The sequence below is a fragment of the Microbacterium sp. genome, from assembly GCF_030149085.1.
Classification (GTDB): Bacteria; Actinomycetota; Actinomycetes; order Actinomycetales; family Microbacteriaceae; genus Microbacterium.
In genome coordinates, this window is sequence record NZ_JASBSF010000126.1 from 11,392 (window position 1) to 30,917 (window position 19,526).

Consider the following 19,526-nt stretch of genomic DNA (forward strand, 5'->3'; position numbering starts at 1 on the left):
GTAGGGTGCAGATATGAAGCTTGAGCTCCGAGGAATCACCAAACGGTTCGGAAGCCTCGTCGCCAATGACCGCATCGACCTCGTCGTTGAGCCGGGACAGATCCATGCGCTTTTGGGCGAGAACGGCGCCGGTAAGTCGACCCTGATGAACGTCCTCTACGGGCTCTATCAGGCCGACGAGGGCGAGATCCTGCTCGATGGCGCCCCGCGGCGGTTCCGCGGTCCGGGCGATGCCATGGCGGCGGGAATCGGCATGGTGCACCAGCATTTCATGCTCGTCCCCGTCTTCACCGTCGCCGAGAACGTGATGCTCGGCCACGAAGAAACCACGTTCGGCGGGATGCTCGACCTGTCGAGGGCGCGCGACCACGTGCGCGCGGTTGCCGAGAGGTTCGGCTTCGACATCGATCCGGATGCCGTCGTCGGCGATTTGCCGGTGGGAGTGCAGCAGCGCGTCGAGATCATCAAGGCTCTCTCGCGAGACGCCCAGGTTCTCGTCTTCGACGAGCCGACGGCAGTGCTTACCCCCCAAGAGACCGACGAGCTGATGGCCATCATGCGTCAGCTGCGGGACGAGGGCACCGCAATCGTTTTCATCACGCACAAGCTGCGTGAGGTGCGCGAGGTGGCCGACGCCATTACCGTCATCCGGCTTGGTCGTGTCGTCGGCGAAGCGGAACCCACCGCGACCAACGAGGAACTCGCATCGATGATGGTGGGCCGGGCCGTCGAGCTCACGGTGCACAAGGCGCCGGCCCGGCCGGGTGAGGGGGGACTGGCGGTCCGGGACCTTCGCGTGATCACGTCGCACGGCGCCATCGTCGTCGACGACGTGTCGTTCGACGTGCACCCCGGGGAAGTCCTCGCCATCGCCGGAGTGCAGGGCAACGGGCAGACCGAGCTCGTCGAGGCGATCATGGGACTCGCCGCGCGCGTCGAGGGGTCGATTCGACTCGACAGTGTCGAGCTGACGGGCAAGAGCGTTCACGCCATCCTCGATGCCGGCGTCGGTTTCGTGCCCGAAGACCGCACGGTGGACGGCCTCGTCGGGCCGTTCTCGGTTGCAGAGAACCTCATCCTGGACCGCACCTCCGATCCCGAGTTCGTTCGGTTTGGAACGGTCCGGGCGGCGGAGCGCGACCGCTTCGCCCGCGATCGCATCCACGAGTACGACATCCGTACGCAGGGAGCCGAAGCGCCCGCGCGTACGCTGTCGGGCGGGAACCAGCAGAAGGTGGTGATCGCCCGCGAGTTGAGCAGGCCGCTGCGTCTGCTCATCGCGGCGCAACCCACGCGCGGCGTCGACGTCGGGTCGATCGAGTTCATCCACAAACGGGTCATCGAGACCCGCGACAGTGGTGTCCCCGTCGTGGTCGTGTCGACCGAGCTCGACGAGGTCGTCGCGCTCGCCGACCGCATCGCCGTCATGTACCGAGGCAAGCTGATGGCCATCGTTTCCGCCGATACCCCCCGAAGCCGGCTCGGTCTGCTCATGGCCGGGGTCGCCGATTCCGAAGGGACAGCAGCATGAGTGGTGCCACACCGGGTGCCGAGGATTCCACGAAGGGTCTGCCTCCCGAGCAGCTCCCGCACCTTACGGGGCCCCTCGTGGACCCGCAGCCCGCGCCGCCGCGCGTGAACGCGTTCCTGACCGACCTGCTTCGCGGCAACGCCGTCATGACCATCCTCGCGATCGTGCTGTCGATGATCGTCGGGGGAGTGCTGATCGCCTTCACCAACGAAGACGTGCAGGCGGCATCCGCCTACTTCTTCGCCCGTCCCGGCGACACTGTCGTCGCCGTGTGGAACGCAGTGGTGGGCGGATACGACGCGCTTCTGCGCGGCGCCGTGTTCAACTACCGCGCTGATGATTTCGCGACCCAGATTCGGCCACTGACGAACTCGCTGGGCACCGCCGCCCCGCTGATCGCCGCGGGACTCGGTGTCGCGCTCGCGTTCCGAGTCGGTCTGTTCAACATCGGTGCCCGCGGCCAGATGCTCGTCGGCGTGATCTTCGCCGCACTGTTCACCTACAACCTGGGCCTGCCAATGTGGCTGCAGCTGTCGGTGACGCTGATGGCCGGCATCCTCGGCGGTGCGATCTGGGGCGGGATCGTGGGACTCATCAAGGCGCGTACCGGCGCGCACGAAGTCATCCTCACGATCATGTTCAACTACGTGGCGTATTACCTCCTGTTGTGGATGATCCGCACCCCGGGACTGCTGCAGCGACCGGGAACCAACCAGCCGATCTCGGCGGCGACTCCGGAGGCCGCGCAGTTCCCGACCCTGTTCGGTGAAGGGTTCCCACTTCTGGACTGGGGTTTTGTCATCGTCATCGCAGCGACCGTGTTCGTCTGGTGGCTCGTAGAGCGCTCGGCGCTCGGGCTCCGGATGCGGGCCGTGGGAGAGAACCCCCACGCGGCCCGGGCTGCGGGCATCAGCGTGCAACGCATCTATGTCTACGCAATGCTCTTCGCGGGCGGCCTCGCGGGTTTGGCTGCCATGAACCAGATCCAGGGCGCCGTCACGACCGGGTTCACCGCGAACATCGATGCTGGCATCGGCTTCGACGCCATCACCGTCGCACTGCTGGGTCGCAGCCGGGCCTGGGGCACCTTCGCCGCAGGTATCCTGTTCGGCGCCCTGAAGGCAGGATCCTTCTCGATGCAGGCGCAAGGCATCCCCGTGGACATCGTCCTCGTCGTCCAGTCCCTGATCGTGCTGTTCATCGCCGCGCCCCCGCTGCTGCGCGCGATCTTCTTCCTCCCGAAGACGCAGGAGGAGAAGGCCGCCGCAGCCAGAGCCAAGTCCGCGAAGAAGGCGGTGACGGCATGAGCGCGACGCTGCCGAAGAGCCCGGACGCGCTCATGACAGTCCGCGAACGTCATCTCAAGGTGCCGATCGTCCTGGCCATCGCGGCGGCGATGCTGGCACTCCTGTTGCTCGCTCTTCCCCGTGACGGCGTGACCACGTTCGACTTCGGCGGCGCATCGTCGGCGCGCGTCGAGGTGCCCACCGCGGTGACGAGCTGGATCCTCGTCGCGGTGATGGTCGTGCTGACGGCGCTGGCCGCGCTGCGATCCTGGGCGTACCGGACCGTCCCGCTGTGGCTCACGATCCCCTTCGGCGTGCTCGCGATCACCGCCTTTCTTGTTTGGGCCGGAGCCGACGGGCTCGTGCCGCTCACGAGCCTCCTGGTGGGGGCCATCTCGCTCTCGGTGCCGCTCGTGTTCGGCGCGCTCGGCGGTGTCATCGGAGAGCGCGCGGGCGTCGTCAACGTGGCCATCGAGGGCCAGCTGCTACTTGGGGCGTTCTCGGCTGCCGTGCTGTCAAGCCTCACCGGCAGTCCGCTCGTAGGCCTTGTCGGCGCGATGCTCGGCGGGGCGATGGTCGCCTTCGTCCTGGCAGCCTTCGCCATCAAGTACCTCGTCGAGCAAGTCATCGTCGGTGTCGTGCTCAATGTGCTCGTCACGGGAGTCACGGGATTCCTGTTCGGTGCGCTGCTCGTGCCGAACGAGGACCTGCTCAACAGCCCTGAGCGGTTCGCGCCGATCGCGATTCCCCTTCTCAGCGACATCCCGCTCCTCGGGCCGGTCCTGTTCAACCAGACGCTCATCGTGTACCTGATGTACGTCGCGGTCGCTGTCGTGGCCTGGGGGCTGTATCGGACGCGCTGGGGGTTGCGGCTGCGAGCTGTCGGTGAGCATCCGCAGGCGGCCGACACTGTCGGCATCCGTGTGAATCCGACCCGGTTCTGGAACGTCCTGCTCGCGGGGGCCATCGCGGGAATCGGGGGCGCCTACTTCACTCTCGTCTCGGTGCCGCAGTTCGGCAAAGAGATGACCGCGGGCCTGGGCTTCATCGCCCTGGCGGCGGTCATCTTCGGACGCTGGGACCCGGTACGGGCGACGCTCGCGGCGCTGCTGTTCGGGTTCACGACCAACCTCCAAAACTTGCTGACGGTGCTCAAGACCCCGATCCCGGGGGAGTTCATGCTCATGCTGCCCTATTTGGTGACCATCATCGCCGTGGCCGGTTTCGCCGGTCAGGTCAGGGGACCTGCCGCCGCGGGCAAGCCCTACATCAAGAGCTGAGCCTCGGAGGACCCGCATGACAGACATCGATTGGGACAGGCTGCGCACCGAGGCAATCTCGGCCATGCGCCGCGCCTACGCCCCGTACTCGAACTACTCGGTCGGAGCGGCAGCGCTCGTCGATGACGGCAGGACCGTCTCGGGCTGCAACGTCGAGAACGCTTCGTACGGTGTCGGACTGTGCGCTGAATGCGGACTCGTCTCGGCACTGCACATGAGCGGCGGCGGCAGGCTGACTGCCTTCGTGTGCGTCAACGGTGCGGAGGAGATCATCATGCCGTGCGGTCGGTGTCGACAGCTCCTCTACGAGCACTCCGCACCCGGGATGCTGCTGCACACCGTCTCGGGCATCCGCACGATCGATGAAGTGCTCCCGGATGCCTTCGGGCCCCGCGACCTCGAGGAGGTACGCGCATGACCGAGGCGCCGATGGAGCCGTTCGACGCCGTTGACGTCATCCGTATCAAGCGCGACGGAGGCGCCGTTCCCGAACCCGAACTGCGGTGGATGGTCGACGCCTACACCCGCGGATACGTCGCTGACGCGCAGATGGCAGCGTTCGCGATGGCCACGCTCCTCAACGGCATGCAGCGTGACGAGATCCGGGTCATGACCGACGCGATGATCGCCTCGGGGGAGCGGATGAGCTTCGCGGGACTCGGCAAGCCCACCGTCGACAAGCACTCGACGGGCGGGGTGGGTGACAAGATCACGCTGCCGCTCGCGCCACTGGTGGCATCCTTCGGCGTCGCCGTGCCGCAGCTGTCGGGGCGAGGCCTCGGGCACACCGGCGGAACTCTCGACAAGCTCGAGTCCATCCCGGGCTGGCGCGCGGCGCTCTCGAACGAGGAGATGACGGCGCAGCTGCGGGACGTGGGTGCCGTGATCTGCGCCGCCGGATCCGGCCTTGCTCCTGCCGACAAGAAGCTCTATGCGCTGCGCGATGTCACTGGCACCGTCGAGGCCATCCCCCTCATCGCCTCGAGCATCATGTCGAAGAAGATCGCCGAGGGCACTGACTCGCTCGTGCTGGATGTGAAGTTCGGCTCAGGTGCGTTCATGCGCGACGTGGATCGTGCCCGCGAACTCGCACGCACGATGGTGGCGCTGGGCACTGACTCCGGGGTGGCCACGACAGCGCTGCTGACCAACATGGACACGCCGCTCGGCCTTGCGATCGGCAATGCGAACGAGGTCAGGGAATCCGTCGAGGTGCTCGCAGGCGGCGGACCTGCCGACGTCGTGGAACTCACCCTCGCTCTGGCCCGAGAAATGCTCGCATTGGCGGGCCAGCCGGATGCTGACGTCGAGGCGGCGCTCGCCGATGGACGCGCCATGGACTCGTGGCGCGCGATGATCCTCGCCCAGGGCGGGGACCCGGATGCCGAGCTTCCCGCCCCGCGCGAGACCCACACCGTCACCGCACCTCGCGCTGGGGTTGTGACCCGCATGGAGGCCCTGCCGTTCGGTGTCGCCGCGTGGCGTCTGGGGGCTGGGCGAGCGCGCGCCGAAGATCCCGTCATCCACGCAGCAGGCATCGACCTGCACGTCAAGCCGGGCGATTCGGTGGCCGCCGGTGCGCCGCTGTTCACACTCTCGGCGCAGGATGCGGCTCGCTTCCCTCGTGCACTGGACGCGCTCGAGAACGCGTGGGAGATTGGTGACGCCGAGCTCTCGCGCACACCCATCGTCCTCGAGCGCATCACCGCCTGAGCATCCTTCGTTCTTCCCCGCGCCCGCCATCCCCACACTCAGGAGCCCTCATGTCGATCGATCAGCACGGTGACCACGTCTTGCAGGGGATGTCGATCCGCAAGCTCCCCAAGGTGTCGCTGCACGACCACCTCGACGGCGGTGTGCGGCCGGCGACGATCCTCGAGCTTGCCGACGAGGCAGGGCTCGAGGTCCCCGAGGACACGGCGGATGATCTCGCCGACTGGATCGCGGAGCGCTCCGATTCGGGTTCGCTCGTCGAGTACCTGAAGACGTTCGATCTCACCGTCGGGGTCATGCAGACCCGCGAGGGACTCACCCGCGTCGCTCGGGAATTCGTCGAGGATCTCGCCGCCGACGGTGTCATCTACGGCGAGGTGCGGTGGGCTCCCGAGCAGCATCTGTCGGGCGGGCTGTCGCTCGAGGAGGCCGTCGAGGCCGTGCAGGACGGCATCGAAGAGGGCGAGGATGCCGCGGAGCAGGCAGGTCACGACATCCGTGTCGGGCAGCTGATCACCGCGATGCGCCACACCGACCGGTCCCTGGAGATCGCGCGGCTGGCCGTTCAGTGGCGTGAGCGCGGCGCCGTCGGGTTCGACATCGCCGGCCCCGAAGACGGATTCCTCCCCGCGCGCCACCGTGAGGCCTTCGACTACCTCGCCAGCGAGTTCTTCCCGGTCACGGTCCACGCGGGTGAGGCTGCCGGCCTGGACTCGATTCGCTCGGCTCTGCTCGATGGGCGGGCACTGCGCCTGGGCCACGGGGTGCGCATCGCGGAAGACCTCGATGTCGTCTCGCGGGCGGGCGACGAGGTGCTGGTGCAGTTCGGCGACCTTGCTCGGTGGGTGCGCGACCGCGAGATCCCACTCGAGCTCTCGCCGAGCTCCAACCTGCAGACCGGAGCGATCGAAAAGTGGGGCGAGGAGCTCGCCGATCACCCCTTCGACCTGCTCTACCAGCTGGGTTTCTCGGTGACGGTCAATGTCGACAACCGCACGATGAGCCGGACATCGCTGACCCGCGAACTCGCCCTGCTCGCTGACGCTTTCGAGTACGACCTCGATGACCTCGAAGTCTTCCAGCTCAACGCCGCGGCAGGCGCCTTCCTGCCCGTCGAGGAGCGCGAGGAACTCATCGAACTCATCGGCGAGGGTTTCGACCGCTAAGTCGGGCCACGGAGTCGCTAACTCCTCAGGTTTGGCCGCATCGACGGTCGGTAAGGGGCCGGGTGGCGGCATTCCGCGCGGTTCTGCGGAGTTAGCGACAGCGTGAGCGTTGGCGGGGGCGCCGCCGGTCCTGCCGGCGCTGGATGCGGACGGGCGGCGATGGCCATCGGCGCAGCTAACTCCTCAAAACCAGCCATTCAGGCATCCGCGGATCCCGCGAGCCCGCAGAATCCGGTCAGCTTTGCTGAGTTAGCGACGACGAGCACGAACCGGATCACCGCGCTCGATGATCGCGCGAAGCGTCGTCGTCAGCTCATCTCGGTGATGCAGGATGTCTTCCGCGATCGGTCGGATCGTCGTGTATCCGAGAGCCGCGGCCGTCATATCGCGGCGCCGGTCGCGCTTAGCAGCGTCCCAGCCCGCGTGGTGCGCTTCGCTGTCGCATTCGATGATCAGCCAGCCATCGACGATGAAGTCGACCCGCCCCACCCCGGGAACGCTCTGCTGCACACGGATGTCGCATCCGAGCGTGCGGAGGATGAGTCGCATGAGCGTTTCGGTGCCGGACTCCGCCCGTCGATCGAGGAGCCCGTGGAGTGCTCGGTAACGCAGCGGAAGACGAGTAAATACCTCCCGCAGTTCTGCTTCGTCGACAAGTCCCCGATGCCATGCGCTGTCGAGCGTCGCGATCGCGGACCGCGGGTCCTGGCACCGGCAGGCCTGCGCGAGGGCCTCAACCCAGGGCGCGATGGGGGAACAGCGATGAGCTCCAGTGGCGCGCCAGTGTGCGACGACGTGGTGCGGGCGCGCGGGCAGCCGGCTCGCGCCATTGTCGAGCTGGACGTGGAGCGGCGGGTCGGATGCGACGAAGACGCCTGCCTCGCGGAGCAGAGAGACGCAGTCCAGCCGGCCTCCGAGGCGTGCCGCTTCGGAGAGGCACGGTGGTACATCGACGGCGAGGTACTTGCCGCGCCGCACGCGAAGCAGCTGCCCGGAATCGACCAACAACCTGATGCGCCGTTCCGACAGGCCGTGCGCGCGGAGGTCCGAGGTCTCGAGTATCCGATGGCGGAGGGCTGGGGATGTCGCGCTCGCAGCGTTCGGCATGGCGGCAGTCAACCGTCGTGCGGGGGAGGGTGGCCGACGGATGTGATGGCTGGGGAGACCGGAGCTGAGAGGCGAGGTGGGGAGGATCGGTTCTCGCCGCGGCGCCTGTCCGCCGAGTGTTGCTAACTCCTCAAAACTGACGGCCGCGGCCGGTGCTGCGCGGTCGAACCGGCCCACGGCGCGGCGAATAGGAGGAGTTCGCTGCGGCCGTGGCGGTCGGTGGTGGATGCGCCGCTCGACGGTCGGCCGTTGCTAACTCCTCAAGATCGCCGTCAGGTCAGGGCGCGAGCGGACATGATGTGCCGCAGGCGCGCCGGATGTGAGGAGTTAGCCACAATCGCCGCAGGAGCCGTCGACGAAGTGGCTCCCGGTCCGAGGGGGCGTCAGCCGCCCGCGACCTGCGTCTGCAAGATACGGTCGACCTCGGAGGTGAGGGTCTCGGTCATGTCGGCATCCGAGATGGTCGGTGTGCCGTCGCCCGGCTGGGGGCCGTAGTCGCCGAACGATGAGTGCGCGGCGCCCGCGATCTCGACCATGTCGGCACCCGCCGGGAGCAGCGGGCGGGCATTCGCGATCTTCTCGGGCGTGGACAGCCCGTCGAGTTCTCCGGCGAGGCTGAGCACCGGAAGCCCCGACGTGCTGAGGTCGTTCGCGCAGTAGGACGCGAACAGGATCAGGGCCTGGGCACTCTCGGTGAGCTGGCACGCGCGAACCCCGCCGAGTGAGTGACCGCCGACGGCCCAGGTGTCGACATCCGGGGCAAGGCTCGTGAACGCGTCCAGCGGCCTCAGATCGAAAAACGCCAGACTCAACCACGGCTTTGTGATCACTACTGTCGTGCCCGACTCGACGATGCCCGAAAGCTTCGCGGCATACGCCCACGGGTCGACCTTCGCGCCGGGGATGAACACCAGTCGCCGGTCTCACCCTCGACGGGCGCGAGCACGATGGCTGCCGAATCACCGGTGATCGCGGTCGCCGGATCGGCCTTCACCGCGGCGAGCGGCTCGGGCTCTGCCGCCATGACGCCTACCTGCGAGTAGATGACGATCCCGATGACGGCGACGATCAGCAGGATGCCGAGACTTGCCGCGATCCAGCCGATGATGCGCGCTGCGCGGGAGCGTCGGCGTCGCGGGGCGGGGCAGGGTCGGCATCCACCCTCTGAGCCTAGTAAGCCGCGGCGGAATCAGCCGTCGATGACTGCCGCCAACTCGTCGAGGAACCCCGCGAGGTCGGTCGCTCGGCGTACGATGCGCTGCACGCTCTCGCGCTCGGAGAACACTTCGACAAACTGCTCGAAGACGGTCTGGAATGCGGCGCGGTCTGATTCCGAAAACGCCACCAGTGCGACCACCTGGACGCGGGAATCGCCCCAGGCGATCGAGCTCTCCGAGACCCCGACAGAGATCGCCGTGCGAGTTGCCGTCATCCCGATGGCGTGGGGAACGGCAAGGGCATCGGTGAACGCTGTCGACGAGAGCTGTTCACGGTGGATCGCGCGCTCGATGTAGTCCTGGTCGATGACGCCTTCTGCGACGAGGGGTGCGCCGAGCAGCCTGATGGCTTCTTCCTCGCTGCCGGCTGCCGCCAGCTCACGACTGAACGCGCCCGCGACGAAGTACCGTGCGAGGTCTGCGCGCAGTCGCGCCAGGCGTCGCCCGCGGCGGATGCGGCTCGCAGTCGCTTGAACGCGATCGACGTCGCTCTCGGTGAGGAACGGCTGCACCCTGACGATTCGGTCCGACGGTGTGGGCGGTTCGATCGTCGAAAGCACGAGGTCGGTGTGGATCGCCTCCCAGTCGGGGTCCGCGCGCGTGTCGACACCGACGACCTCGATCGCGCGGCCGAGAGAGCGATCGACGCTCGACCGAAGCAGCTCATGCAGTTCGTAGTACCCAGGGCAGACAATTGTCGCGGTGAGCAGCTGCTCGCTGCGGCGGCTGCGCTCGAGCCGTCCGCCCACGTGCATGGCGATGTAGGCGATTTCATCATCGAGTAGCGGGATGCCGAGCCGTTCGTGGAGTTGCCCCGCGATGAAAACAGCGACCTCGAACACCATCGGGTAGCTCGTCTTCAGCGACCGGGTGAGGGGGTTTCGCGACCAGGCCTGAGCCGCGGCACGCTGCCGGAGGTTCTGTACGTGAAGGGAGAGGCGCACGACGAAGTCTTCGTGCGCGATGTCGACGAGAAACTCGGATGCCGCGTCCTGGACGATCTCGCGAACCACCTGTTCGAGCTGAGGATCCAGGTTTTCCCGCGCTCGCTCGCTCGGTGCTGCAGCGCCCGGAGCGACGACCCGCGTCAGGACGAGGATCGCCAGATGGTCGAGGTCTCCGTGCCCCAGATCGACCCCGATGTGCTCGCGCACCAGGGCGTCGAGAACCTCGGCGACCGCACGACGATCCTCGGAGATCGGTGAGCCGGTGGTCCCCTCAAGTGAGCGGCCCTGGGATGCCCGGTCGGCTGTGATGGCGATGTGCATCAGCACATCCGCGATGCCGAACTCGTTGACGTAGTAGCCGAGCTCGCCCATTCGAGCAACCAGTGCGGGCTTGAACGGCCCGAAGACGTTGGCGCCCATGGAAGATCCGCCCAGGGAGCGGCGCAGCGCATCGAAGTCGAACGGGCCCGCTTCCATCTCGTCGTGAGCGAGGGAGCTCAGCAGGCGGCGCTGCGCGACCTCGGCGCCGCGCAGGCGAGCTGTCGAGGCCGAGCGCTCAAGGGTGATGCCGGTGCCTCCCAGGAGGCTACGGACCCGACCGAGGTCCGCTTCGAGCGTTGCAGGACTGACGTGGAGCGCGTCGGCGGTCTCGAACACGTCGATACCCTCGGGGTCGTTCAGCAGCGCTCGGACGAGCGTGTGAAGCCGGTCCCGTGGTGTGCCGGCGTCAGCTGCCGCCGACGCCCGGAGCGCAGCTGCGGCGTCGATCCCGGCACGATACCCCGACGGACCCGACTCGATAGCGGCGCCGGAGGGCACGCGCGCGTTGACAGCGGTGACATACGAACGGATGCTGCGCGGCGTGACCCCCAGGGCGTCAGCGAGGGTCGCGGCGGTGACCCACTCGCCCTCGCGGACGAGCAGGCTCAACATCCGATCCTGTCGTGGTCGTGTCACCGAACTCCTCGCGCGAGGTCGCACCGGGCGCGTCCTCGACCGTGTCAGTCAACCACGCCGAGCGCGCGCGCAGGGCTACGCCGGCGGAAACGCTCTTCCGCCCCCGCGGAAAAAGGACTGGTTGTTGGCTCTCAGCGTTCTCACAAGAATCGATTTCGAAGGAGGCGGGTCGATGAGGATCCTGGTGATCTGCGGCGCAGGAGCGTCCAGCACATTCGTCGCCCAGCGGTTGCGAAGCGCAGCCGCGGCCAGTGGCGTTCATGTCGAGGTCGCTGCGGGTACCGAGGACACTCTCGCGGGTATCACCGAGCCCGTCGACATCGTGCTTGTTGGTCCTCATCTCGAGTCCGAGTTTCAGCGGATCCGCACGGTGGCCAGCGCACACGAGTCGATCGCGGTGCTCCTTCCGCCCGATGCTTTCGAGGATCGCGACGGTTCGCGGATTCTTCAGCTTGCCACCGCGGCTCGCGCCGCATCCGTCACCGAATAGCCCGTTCCAGGGAGGGAACCATGTCCGAGATCACCCGCACGGTCCGCATCGGCTCGTCGCACGGCCTGCACGCCAGGCCCGCGAAGCTGTTCGCCCAGGCCGCGAAGGACGCCGGCATCCCGATCACGATCGCCAAGGATGCCGGGGCTCCGGTGAACGCGGCGAGCATCCTCGGCGTGATCTCGCTCGGTGTCGAACACGGTGACTATGTGACCCTCACCGCGGATGGTGAGGGCGCGGAGGCGGCGCTGGACACCCTGAGCGAACTGCTCACCACCGACCACGACGCCGCCTGATCATGGCGCAATTGCGAGGAGTCGGCATCGGCCTGGGCGTCGCCCACGGGCCGGTCGCGCGGATGGCGGCACCCCTGCCGGCACCTGATGACAACCCGAGCGCCATCGGGGCCGACGAGGAGCGCGCGCGGGTGCAGGAGGCGCTAGCCGCCGTCGCGCGCGAGCTCGAGAAGCGCGGAGAGCAGGCCGGGGGAGCGGCTCAGGAGGTGCTCGAGGCGCAGGCCATGATGGCCGAAGACCCGACGCTCACCGACGAGGTAGATGCGTCGCTCGCGCAGGGCAAGACCGCCGAGCGTGCCGTGCACGAGGCGTTTGCGTCGTTCCGTGCTCAGCTGGAGGCGGTCGGCGGCTACCTCGGTGAGCGCGCCGCTGACCTCGACGATGTCGCCCAGCGCGTGATCGCTCGGCTGCAGGGTGTTGCCGCACCGGGAGTGCCCGACCCGGGGCATCCGTTCGTTCTTGTCGCCAAAGACCTCGCGCCGGCCGACACCGCCCTGCTCGACCTCGATCAGGTCTTGGCGCTGGTCACCACGGAGGGTGGCCCGACCTCGCACACCGCGATTCTCGCGCGTGAGAAGGGCATCGTCGCGGTCGTGGGCGTTGCAGGCGCTGCAGAGCTGGCCGACGACGAGACCGTGATCGTGGATGCCGCCGCAGGCGCCGTGACGACCGAGCCTTCCGACGATGAGCTCACCCGGGCCGAGAACCGGGCGAACGCACGAGCAGCCGCCGCGGGTGCCCCGATCACCGACGGCGCTCTCGCCGACGGGACAGCGGTGCCGCTGTTGGCGAACCTCGGCAACCCCGCCGGAGCTGCCGAAGCCGTGGCACTCGGGGCCGAAGGCGTGGGCCTGTTCCGCACCGAGTTCCTGTTCCTCTCCGCGAGTTCGGCGCCCACTGTCGAGCAGCAGCGCGCCTCGTACGCGGAACTCCTCGCCGCGTTCGCCGGCAAGAAGGTTGTCGTGCGGGTGCTGGATGCCGGCGCCGACAAGCCGCTGCCTTTCCTCAACGACGCGCACGAAGAGAACCCGGCGCTGGGCCTCCGTGGCCTTCGGGCGCTGCGGGCCAGCGAGGACATCCTGCGCGAACAGCTCACTGCGCTCGCCGAGGCAGACGCGCAGACCAAGAAGGCCGGCTCCGGGGCCGACCTGTGGGTCATGGCTCCCATGGTGTCCACAGTGGACGAGGCCGACTATTTCACCGCGCTCGCGCGGGAGTACGGCATCCGCACCGCCGGGGTCATGGTCGAGGTGCCCTCCTCGGCTCTCCTTGCCGAGCACATCTTCGCGCACGCGGACTTCGCCTCCATCGGGACGAACGACCTGACGCAGTACACCCTGGCCGCCGACCGCCTGCTCGGTTCGGTCGCGGGATTCCAGGATCCGTGGCATCCCGCGGTCCTTCGCCTCATCCGCGAGGTCGGCGCAGCCGGCGCGCGGACGGGCAAGCCCGTCGGCATCTGCGGCGAAGCGGCAGCCGACCCGCTGCTGGCTGTCGTGCTCGTCGGGCTCGGAGCCACCTCGCTCTCGATGGCACCCACCGCGCTCGCCGACGTGCGCGCGACCCTGCTCACCTACTCCCTCGACGATGCCCGGCGCATCGCTGAGGCCGCGCTGGCCGCAACTGACGCGGCAACCGCACGGGAGGCTGCACACGCAGCCTCCGACTCACAGAAAGAGAGAACGCAATGACAACGACGTCGCCTGGAACGGCGAAGGATCCTGGGCGGGCACGCGTCGCCGTCCAGCGATTCGGCACTTTCCTCTCGGGCATGATCATGCCGAACATCGCGGCATTCATCGCCTGGGGCTTCATTACGATGCTCTTCATCCCGTCGGGCTTCTTCGGCCCCGACAGCCCCTTCGGCTGGCACTGGTACCCCGTCTCAGACATCATCGGCTCCGGCGGCGATGAGGCTCTCATCGGTTGGCAGGGCGCAATGGTGCAGCTGGCCGAAGGTGACGGCGGGAACTTCTTCTCGTATGTCGGCCTCGTCGGCCCGATGATTGTCTACCTGCTGCCGCTTCTGATCGCCAACACTGGTGGTCGCATGGTCTACGGCGAGCGCGGTGGTGTGGTCGCGACGATCGCGACCATGGGTGTCATCGTCGGCACCAACATCCCGATGTTCCTCGGTGCCATGATCATGGGCCCGTTCGCTGCTCTCATGACCAAGTGGATGGACCGGATCTGGGACGGCAAGATCAAGCCCGGCTTCGAGATGCTGGTCAACAACTTCTCCGCCGGCATCCTCGGAATGATCCTCGCGATCGTCGGGTTCTTCGTGTTCGGCCCCGTCATGCTCGGCGTCAGCGCAGTCCTTGGTGGCGCGGTCGGTTGGCTCGTCTCGGTGAACCTGCTGCCGCTCGTGTCGATCATCGTCGAACCGGCGAAGGTGCTGTTCCTGAACAATGCCATCAACCACGGTGTCTTCACGCCGCTGGGGATCGAGCAGGCAGCCGAGACCGGCAAGTCGATTCTGTTCCTCATCGAGGCAAACCCCGGACCCGGTCTCGGACTCCTCCTGGCGTTTACCTTCTTCGGTGTCGGCGCGGCCAAGGCTTCGGCTCCCGGCGCGATCATCATCCAGTTCTTCGGCGGCATTCACGAGATCTACTTCCCGTACGCGCTGTCGAAGCCGATCACGATCCTCGCGCTCATCGCGGGTGGCGCGACTGGAGTCGCGACCAACATGCTTCTGCAGGGAGGGCTGGCATTCCCAGCCGCTCCGGGAAGCATCATCGCCGTCACCTTTGCCGCAATCGGTCCGGGAGTCGGAAACCTTCTGGTGGTCTATCTCTCGGTGATTCTTGCTGCCACAGTGACGTTCCTGCTCGCAGGGATCATGCTGCGCGCAAGCCGTAAGCGCGACCTCGAAGCGGGGCTCGGCGGCGACCTCAGCGCCGCCATCGCACAGACCGAGGCCAACAAGGGCAAGGAGTCGGCTGCGCTCGCTGGTCTTCGCGCCAGCGCTGGTGCTGACGCCCGCGCCGCAGGCGACGCCGACGAGGCGTACGACGAGGCAGAGACCGCTCGGGCAACGGGGGGTCTCGCCAGCGGCGGACGTCTCGAAACCAAGCAGATCTCGAACATCGTGTTCGCGTGCGACGCGGGTATGGGGTCATCTGCAATGGGCGCGAGCGTGCTGCGCAACAAGATCACGAAGGCGGGGATCACCGATGTCACGGTCACCAACAAGGCGATCGCGAATCTGGATGCTTCCGCCGACCTGGTGATCACGCAGAACCAGCTCACCGACCGGGCCCGGCAGAAGACTCCGGATGCCGTACATGTGTCGGTCGACAACTTCATGAACTCGCCGAAGTACGACGAGGTTGTGGAGCTGGTCCGCGACCAGCACCAGGATGGTGCATAACCGATGAGTCGGTGCGGGGCGGCGCAGGCCGCCCCGCACCCTCGTCCTTCGTCTCGTCACCCGTATGCGACGAGACGGCAATTTTCCCGGGGAGGAAGGTTTCATTATGACCAGTGAGGTTCTCACGAGCGACCGCGTGCGGATTCATGCGGGCTCGGCAACGCGGGACGAAGCGATCCGGGAGGCGGCAGATCTTCTGGTCGCTGCCGGAGCAGTGACCTCGGCGTATTACGACGCGATGCTTGCCCGCGAGCAGACCGTCTCGACCTACATGGGCAATGAGCTTGCGATCCCGCACGGCACGAACGACGCCAAGGACGCCATCCTCGCGTCGGCCCTGTCCGTCGTCAGGTACGACGGCGGCGTCGACTGGGACGGCGAAACCGTGACCTTCGTCGTCGGTATCGCCGGTGTCGGCGATGAGCACCTCGAGATCCTGTCGCAGATCGCGATCCTGTTCTCCGACGAGGATGACGTCGCAAGACTAAAGGCTGCCGCGACAAGCGACGACCTGTTCGCCATCGTCTCCGCCGCCGGCGTCTGAGGAGGAGGCAGTCATGAAGGCCGTCCACTTCGGCGCGGGCAACATCGGACGCGGCTTCGTCGGGCTGCTCCTCCACGAGGGCGGCTACGAGCTTGTGTTCTCGGATGTCGCGGCGCCCCTGGTCGATGCGATCAACGCGGCATCCTCGTATACCGTCCACGAGGTCGGCGAGGGTGGTGTCGACAAGACGGTGACGGGGTTTCGGGCGATCAACTCCGCCACCGACCCCGATGCTCTCGTGGCTGAGATCGCGACGGCCGACGTGGTAACGACCGCTGTGGGTCCGACTGTCCTTCGATTCGTCGCCCCGCACATCGCCGCAGGGCTCGCCGCGCGGGAGGCCTCGCAGGCGGCGCTCCACGTGATGGCGTGTGAGAATGCCATCAACGCAACCGACCTGCTGCGGGATGAGGTCGCCGCAGCCGCGGGGGAGAGCTGGACTGACCTCCAGGCCCGGGCCGTCTTCGCGAACACCGCCGTCGACCGAATCGTGCCGGCGCAGCCTGAGGGTGCCGGGGTGGATGTCACCGTTGAGCCCTTCTTCGAATGGGCCATCGAGCGGCCGCCGTTCGGCGACGACCCGCCGCAGATTCCCGGCGCCCACTTCGTCGACGACCTCGCGCCCTACATCGAGCGCAAGCTCTTCACCGTCAACACCGGGCACGCCGCAGCCGCGTACCTCGGCGCTCGCGCCGGGCACGTGACGATCGCGCAGACTCTCGCCGACCCAGCGATCGCAGGTCAGGTGATCGCGGCCCTCGAAGAGACCTCGGCGCTTCTGACGGCCAAGCACGAACTGCCCGTCGAAGAGCTCGCCGACTATCGGGCGACGATCCTGCGGCGATTCCAGAACCCTGCGCTGCCCGACACCGTCGGTCGGGTCGGGCGCCAGCCGCTGCGCAAGCTGTCGCGGCACGAGCGATTCATCGGCCCTGCCGCTGAGGCCGCGGAGCGGGGGATGTCGGTGTCGGGACTGCTGGCGGCTGTCGGTGCTGCCTTAGAGTTCGACGACCCCGACGACCCGCAGTCCCAGGAGCTGCAGCAGCTGCTTCGCGATACGGATGCCGCCGCCGCCGTGACTCGGATCACGGGCCTGACACCCCAGCATCCGCTGTTCGTCGACCTTCTCGAGGTCGTCCACGCCCGCCAGCGCCAGCTGTGACCCGCAGCCAACTCCTCAACATCGCCGGCAAACCGCGCGTTCGCGGCGCCGCGGCTGCGCCCCGGACCCGGATTCGAGGAGTTGGCTGCGGCCCCGTCAGCTGACGGCGGCGAGCAAGTCGCGCGCGCCGGCGGCCAGATCGGTCAGGCGGGTGGATGCCGCGTCGGCCGTCTCTGCGCGAACATCGAGATACACCTTGAGCTTGGGCTCGGTGCCGCTGGGCCGGATGATGATGCGAGACCCGTCTTCGAGCCATAGGCGGAGCACGTCGCCGGGCGGAAGGCCGTCGACCCCGTGCAGCAGGTCGTCAATGCGCGCCACCGTCACGCCGCCAATCGCCGCCGGGGGAGCTGCCCGAAGCGCCGACATCATCCGGCCGATCAGCGACAGATCGCTCACCCGCAGCGAGATCTGGTCGCTGGCGAACGCGCCGAATGTCTCGTCGAACTCGGCCAACAGGTCACCGACCGTGCGACCGGATGCTCGCGCTTCGGCGATCATCCCCAGCATCGCGACCGCCGCCGAAATCCCGTCCTTGTCGCGTACGGTCTCGGGGTTCACGAGGTAGCCGAGAGCCTCCTCGAACCCGTAGATCATTCCCGGGGCACGGGAGATCCACTTGAACCCGGTGAGGGTTGCCGCAAAGCCCAGCCCGTAGTGCTCGGCGACGGCAGCGAGGCCTGGTGAAGACACCAGCGAGCAGGCGAGGGTTGCGCCGGATGCCGCATCCGCCGCCCGCGCCGCGCGCCACCCGAGCAACAGGCCGATCTGGTTACCGGTCAGCCGGCGCCATCCCTCCGCAGCAGCCGGGTCGGGAATCGCGACAGCCAGGCGGTCGGCATCGGGGTCGTTGGCGAGGATGAACTCCGCTCCGACCTCCCGAGCCGTCTCGAAGGCGAGGTCCATCGCCCCGGGCTCCTCGGGGTTCGGGAACGACACGGTCGGGAACCGCCCGTCTGGCGCGATCTGGGCGGCCACCGGCGTCGGTGGCGGGTATCCGGCAACATCGAGGATGCGCGCAAGCGTCTCCCATCCCACACCGTGCATCGCGGTGTAGACCCACCGCATCCCGTCCGCTCCGGGACCCGCGGGAGCGACCGCCGCTGTAGCCTTGACGTAGGCGTCGACAACGGACTCCGGCGCGATCTCGTACCCCGAGCCGCGCGGCAGATCACGGATGTCGTCACCAGCCACCGCGTCGATGTGAGCCGCGATCTCGGCATCCGCTGGCGACACGATCTGCGACCCGGCGTCAGCGCCGCCGAGATACACCTTGTAGCCATTGTCGTCGGGCGGATTGTGCGATGCCGTCACCATGACACCGGCTGCGGCATCCAGGTGGCGTACGGCGAACGCGAGCACGGGAGTCGGGAGCAGCCGGGGCAGCAGTACGGCGTCGAACCCCGCTCCCGCGAAGATCTCCGCCGAGTCCCGAGCGAAGACATCGGAGTTCCGACGTCCGTCATACCCGATGACCACGCGAGGGGTGGCGTCAGCCCCGGCTCGCTCGCGCAGATACCCAGCAAGACCCGCCGCGGCCTGTGTCACCAGGACGCGGTTCATCCGGTTCGGTCCGGCTCCCAGCGCGCCCCGCAGACCCGCGGTTCCAAACGCGAGGCGAGTGCCAAAGCGATCGTCGAGCTCGCCTAGCGCAGCGGCGTCACCGGCATCCGCTGCTTCCAACAGCGCGGCGAGTTCTTCCCGCGTGACCGGATCGGGATCTTGCTCGAGCCAGGCCCGGGCGGTGTCGATCAGCCCCATCACAGCTCGCCGATGACGCGCGCCAGCAGCGCCGAGATCACCGGCTCGGCTTCTTTACCGGCTTCGATCACTTCTTGGTGGCTGAGCGGGGTCGTCTGGATGCCGGCAGCCATGTTCGTGATGAGCGAGAACCCGAGGATCTCCATGCCGGCTTGGCGCGCGGCGATGGCCTCGAGGGCGGTCGACATCCCGACGATGTGTCCGCCGATGGTCCTTGCCATCCGGACCTCGGCCGGAGTTTCGTACTGGGGGCCGCGGAACTGGCAGTACACGCCCTCGTCGAGGGTCGGATCCACCATCCGGGCAACGTCTCGCAGCCGCAGCGAGTAGAGGTCGGTGAGGTCGATAAAGGTCGCGCCCTCGAGGGGGGACGCGCCAGTGAGGTTGATGTGGTCGCTGATGAGCACGGGCTGACCCGGCTTCCACGACGGCTTGATGCCGCCAGCACCGTTGGTGAGCACCATTGTCTTCGCGCCGGTCGCCGCTGCGGTGCGCACGCTGTGCACGACGCGGCGCGGCCCGTGACCCTCGTAGTAGTGGGTGCGCGCGCCGATGACGAGCACGTGCTTGCCCTTGGGGGTGCGGATGCTGCGCAGCGACCCCACGTGCCCTTCCAGTGCCGGCTTGCTGAAGCCCGTGACATCCGTCGCCGCAATCGTCGCGACGGTTTCGCCGATGAGGTCGGCTGCCTTG

The 19,526-nt window shown here is 67.6% G+C and carries 16 protein-coding genes and 1 pseudogene; 12 read left to right on the forward strand and 5 right to left on the reverse strand.

Annotation, left to right across the window (positions count from 1 at the left end; translation table 11 throughout):
* Positions 1-13 precede the first annotated feature (13 nt).
* From Q1V87_RS05135 to Q1V87_RS05160, 6 genes are read left to right on the forward strand one after another with little or no spacing between them, the layout of a single operon-like run.
* The gene (locus tag Q1V87_RS05135; RefSeq protein ID WP_292725905.1) at positions 14-1,531 is read left to right on the forward strand and encodes an ABC transporter ATP-binding protein; all 1,518 of its coding nucleotides are present in this window, start codon (positions 14-16) and stop codon (positions 1,529-1,531) included.
* The gene (locus Q1V87_RS05140) at positions 1,528-2,838 is read left to right on the forward strand and encodes an ABC transporter permease (RefSeq protein WP_300591126.1); all 1,311 of its coding nucleotides are present in this window, start codon (positions 1,528-1,530) and stop codon (positions 2,836-2,838) included. The genes Q1V87_RS05135 and Q1V87_RS05140 overlap by 4 nt, the downstream gene beginning before the upstream one ends.
* Positions 2,835-4,097 (forward strand): ABC transporter permease, encoded by a 1,263-nt coding sequence (locus Q1V87_RS05145; RefSeq protein ID WP_292725909.1) that lies wholly within the window; start codon positions 2,835-2,837, stop codon positions 4,095-4,097. The genes Q1V87_RS05140 and Q1V87_RS05145 overlap by 4 nt, the downstream gene beginning before the upstream one ends.
* A 16-nt stretch (positions 4,098-4,113) precedes the next feature.
* Entirely contained in the window at positions 4,114-4,515 is a 402-nt protein-coding gene (locus Q1V87_RS05150; protein ID WP_292732950.1) for a cytidine deaminase, read from the forward strand.
* Positions 4,512-5,810: a thymidine phosphorylase gene (locus Q1V87_RS05155; RefSeq protein WP_292732952.1), complete on the forward strand. Its 1,299-nt coding sequence runs from the start codon at positions 4,512-4,514 to the stop codon at positions 5,808-5,810. The genes Q1V87_RS05150 and Q1V87_RS05155 overlap by 4 nt, the downstream gene beginning before the upstream one ends.
* A gap of 50 nt (positions 5,811-5,860) precedes the next feature.
* Positions 5,861-6,976 carry an adenosine deaminase gene (locus tag Q1V87_RS05160; protein ID WP_300591127.1) on the forward strand — a complete coding sequence of 372 codons (1,116 nt, stop codon included), beginning with the start codon at positions 5,861-5,863 and terminating at the stop codon, positions 6,974-6,976.
* Positions 6,977-7,225: 249 nt separating this feature from the next.
* On the opposite strand, the gene Q1V87_RS05165 is transcribed toward Q1V87_RS05160, so the two are convergent.
* The 3 genes and pseudogenes from Q1V87_RS05165 to Q1V87_RS05175 form a co-directional block, all read right to left on the reverse strand.
* Positions 7,226-8,083: a type IV toxin-antitoxin system AbiEi family antitoxin domain-containing protein gene (locus Q1V87_RS05165; protein WP_292729530.1), complete on the reverse strand. Its 858-nt coding sequence runs from the start codon at positions 8,081-8,083 to the stop codon at positions 7,226-7,228.
* Between the two features lie 383 nt (positions 8,084-8,466).
* Positions 8,467-9,158: pseudogene (locus Q1V87_RS05170) on the reverse strand (alpha/beta hydrolase).
* 114 nt (positions 9,159-9,272) lie between these two features.
* Positions 9,273-11,180 carry a PTS sugar transporter subunit IIA gene (locus Q1V87_RS05175; protein ID WP_300591132.1) on the reverse strand — a complete coding sequence of 636 codons (1,908 nt, stop codon included), beginning with the start codon at positions 11,178-11,180 and terminating at the stop codon, positions 9,273-9,275.
* A gap of 196 nt (positions 11,181-11,376) precedes the next feature.
* Here Q1V87_RS05175 and Q1V87_RS05180 point away from each other — a divergent pair, with 196 nt between their 5' ends.
* The 6 genes from Q1V87_RS05180 (at position 11,377) to Q1V87_RS05205 (ending at position 17,072) form a co-directional block, all read left to right on the forward strand.
* On the forward strand, positions 11,377-11,694 hold the full coding sequence (locus tag Q1V87_RS05180) for a PTS sugar transporter subunit IIB (protein ID WP_228177528.1): 318 nt from the start codon (positions 11,377-11,379) through the stop codon (positions 11,692-11,694).
* Positions 11,695-11,714: 20 nt separating this feature from the next.
* Positions 11,715-11,990, forward strand: a complete 276-nt coding sequence (locus Q1V87_RS05185; protein ID WP_228177529.1) for an HPr family phosphocarrier protein — start codon at positions 11,715-11,717, stop codon at positions 11,988-11,990.
* 2 nt (positions 11,991-11,992) lie between these two features.
* Positions 11,993-13,681 (forward strand): phosphoenolpyruvate--protein phosphotransferase, encoded by a 1,689-nt coding sequence (gene ptsP / locus Q1V87_RS05190; protein ID WP_300591128.1) that lies wholly within the window; start codon positions 11,993-11,995, stop codon positions 13,679-13,681.
* Positions 13,678-15,366, forward strand: coding sequence for a PTS mannitol transporter subunit IICB (locus tag Q1V87_RS05195; RefSeq protein ID WP_228177531.1), 1,689 nt, complete (start codon positions 13,678-13,680; stop codon positions 15,364-15,366). The genes ptsP and Q1V87_RS05195 overlap by 4 nt, the downstream gene beginning before the upstream one ends.
* Positions 15,367-15,472: 106 nt before the next feature.
* Positions 15,473-15,910, forward strand: coding sequence for a PTS sugar transporter subunit IIA (locus Q1V87_RS05200; protein WP_228177532.1), 438 nt, complete (start codon positions 15,473-15,475; stop codon positions 15,908-15,910).
* Positions 15,911-15,923: 13 nt separating this feature from the next.
* Positions 15,924-17,072, forward strand: coding sequence for a mannitol-1-phosphate 5-dehydrogenase (locus tag Q1V87_RS05205; protein WP_300591129.1), 1,149 nt, complete (start codon positions 15,924-15,926; stop codon positions 17,070-17,072).
* 96 nt (positions 17,073-17,168) lie between these two features.
* On the opposite strand, the gene Q1V87_RS05210 is transcribed toward Q1V87_RS05205, so the two are convergent.
* Together Q1V87_RS05210 and Q1V87_RS05215 are read right to left on the reverse strand one after the other, a co-directional pair.
* Positions 17,169-18,833, reverse strand: coding sequence for a phospho-sugar mutase (locus Q1V87_RS05210; protein WP_300591130.1), 1,665 nt, complete (start codon positions 18,831-18,833; stop codon positions 17,169-17,171).
* Positions 18,833-19,526: purine-nucleoside phosphorylase (locus Q1V87_RS05215; protein ID WP_300591131.1), on the reverse strand; the 694-nt coding region annotated here is incomplete at its 5' end. The genes Q1V87_RS05215 and Q1V87_RS05210, both read right to left, overlap by 1 nt.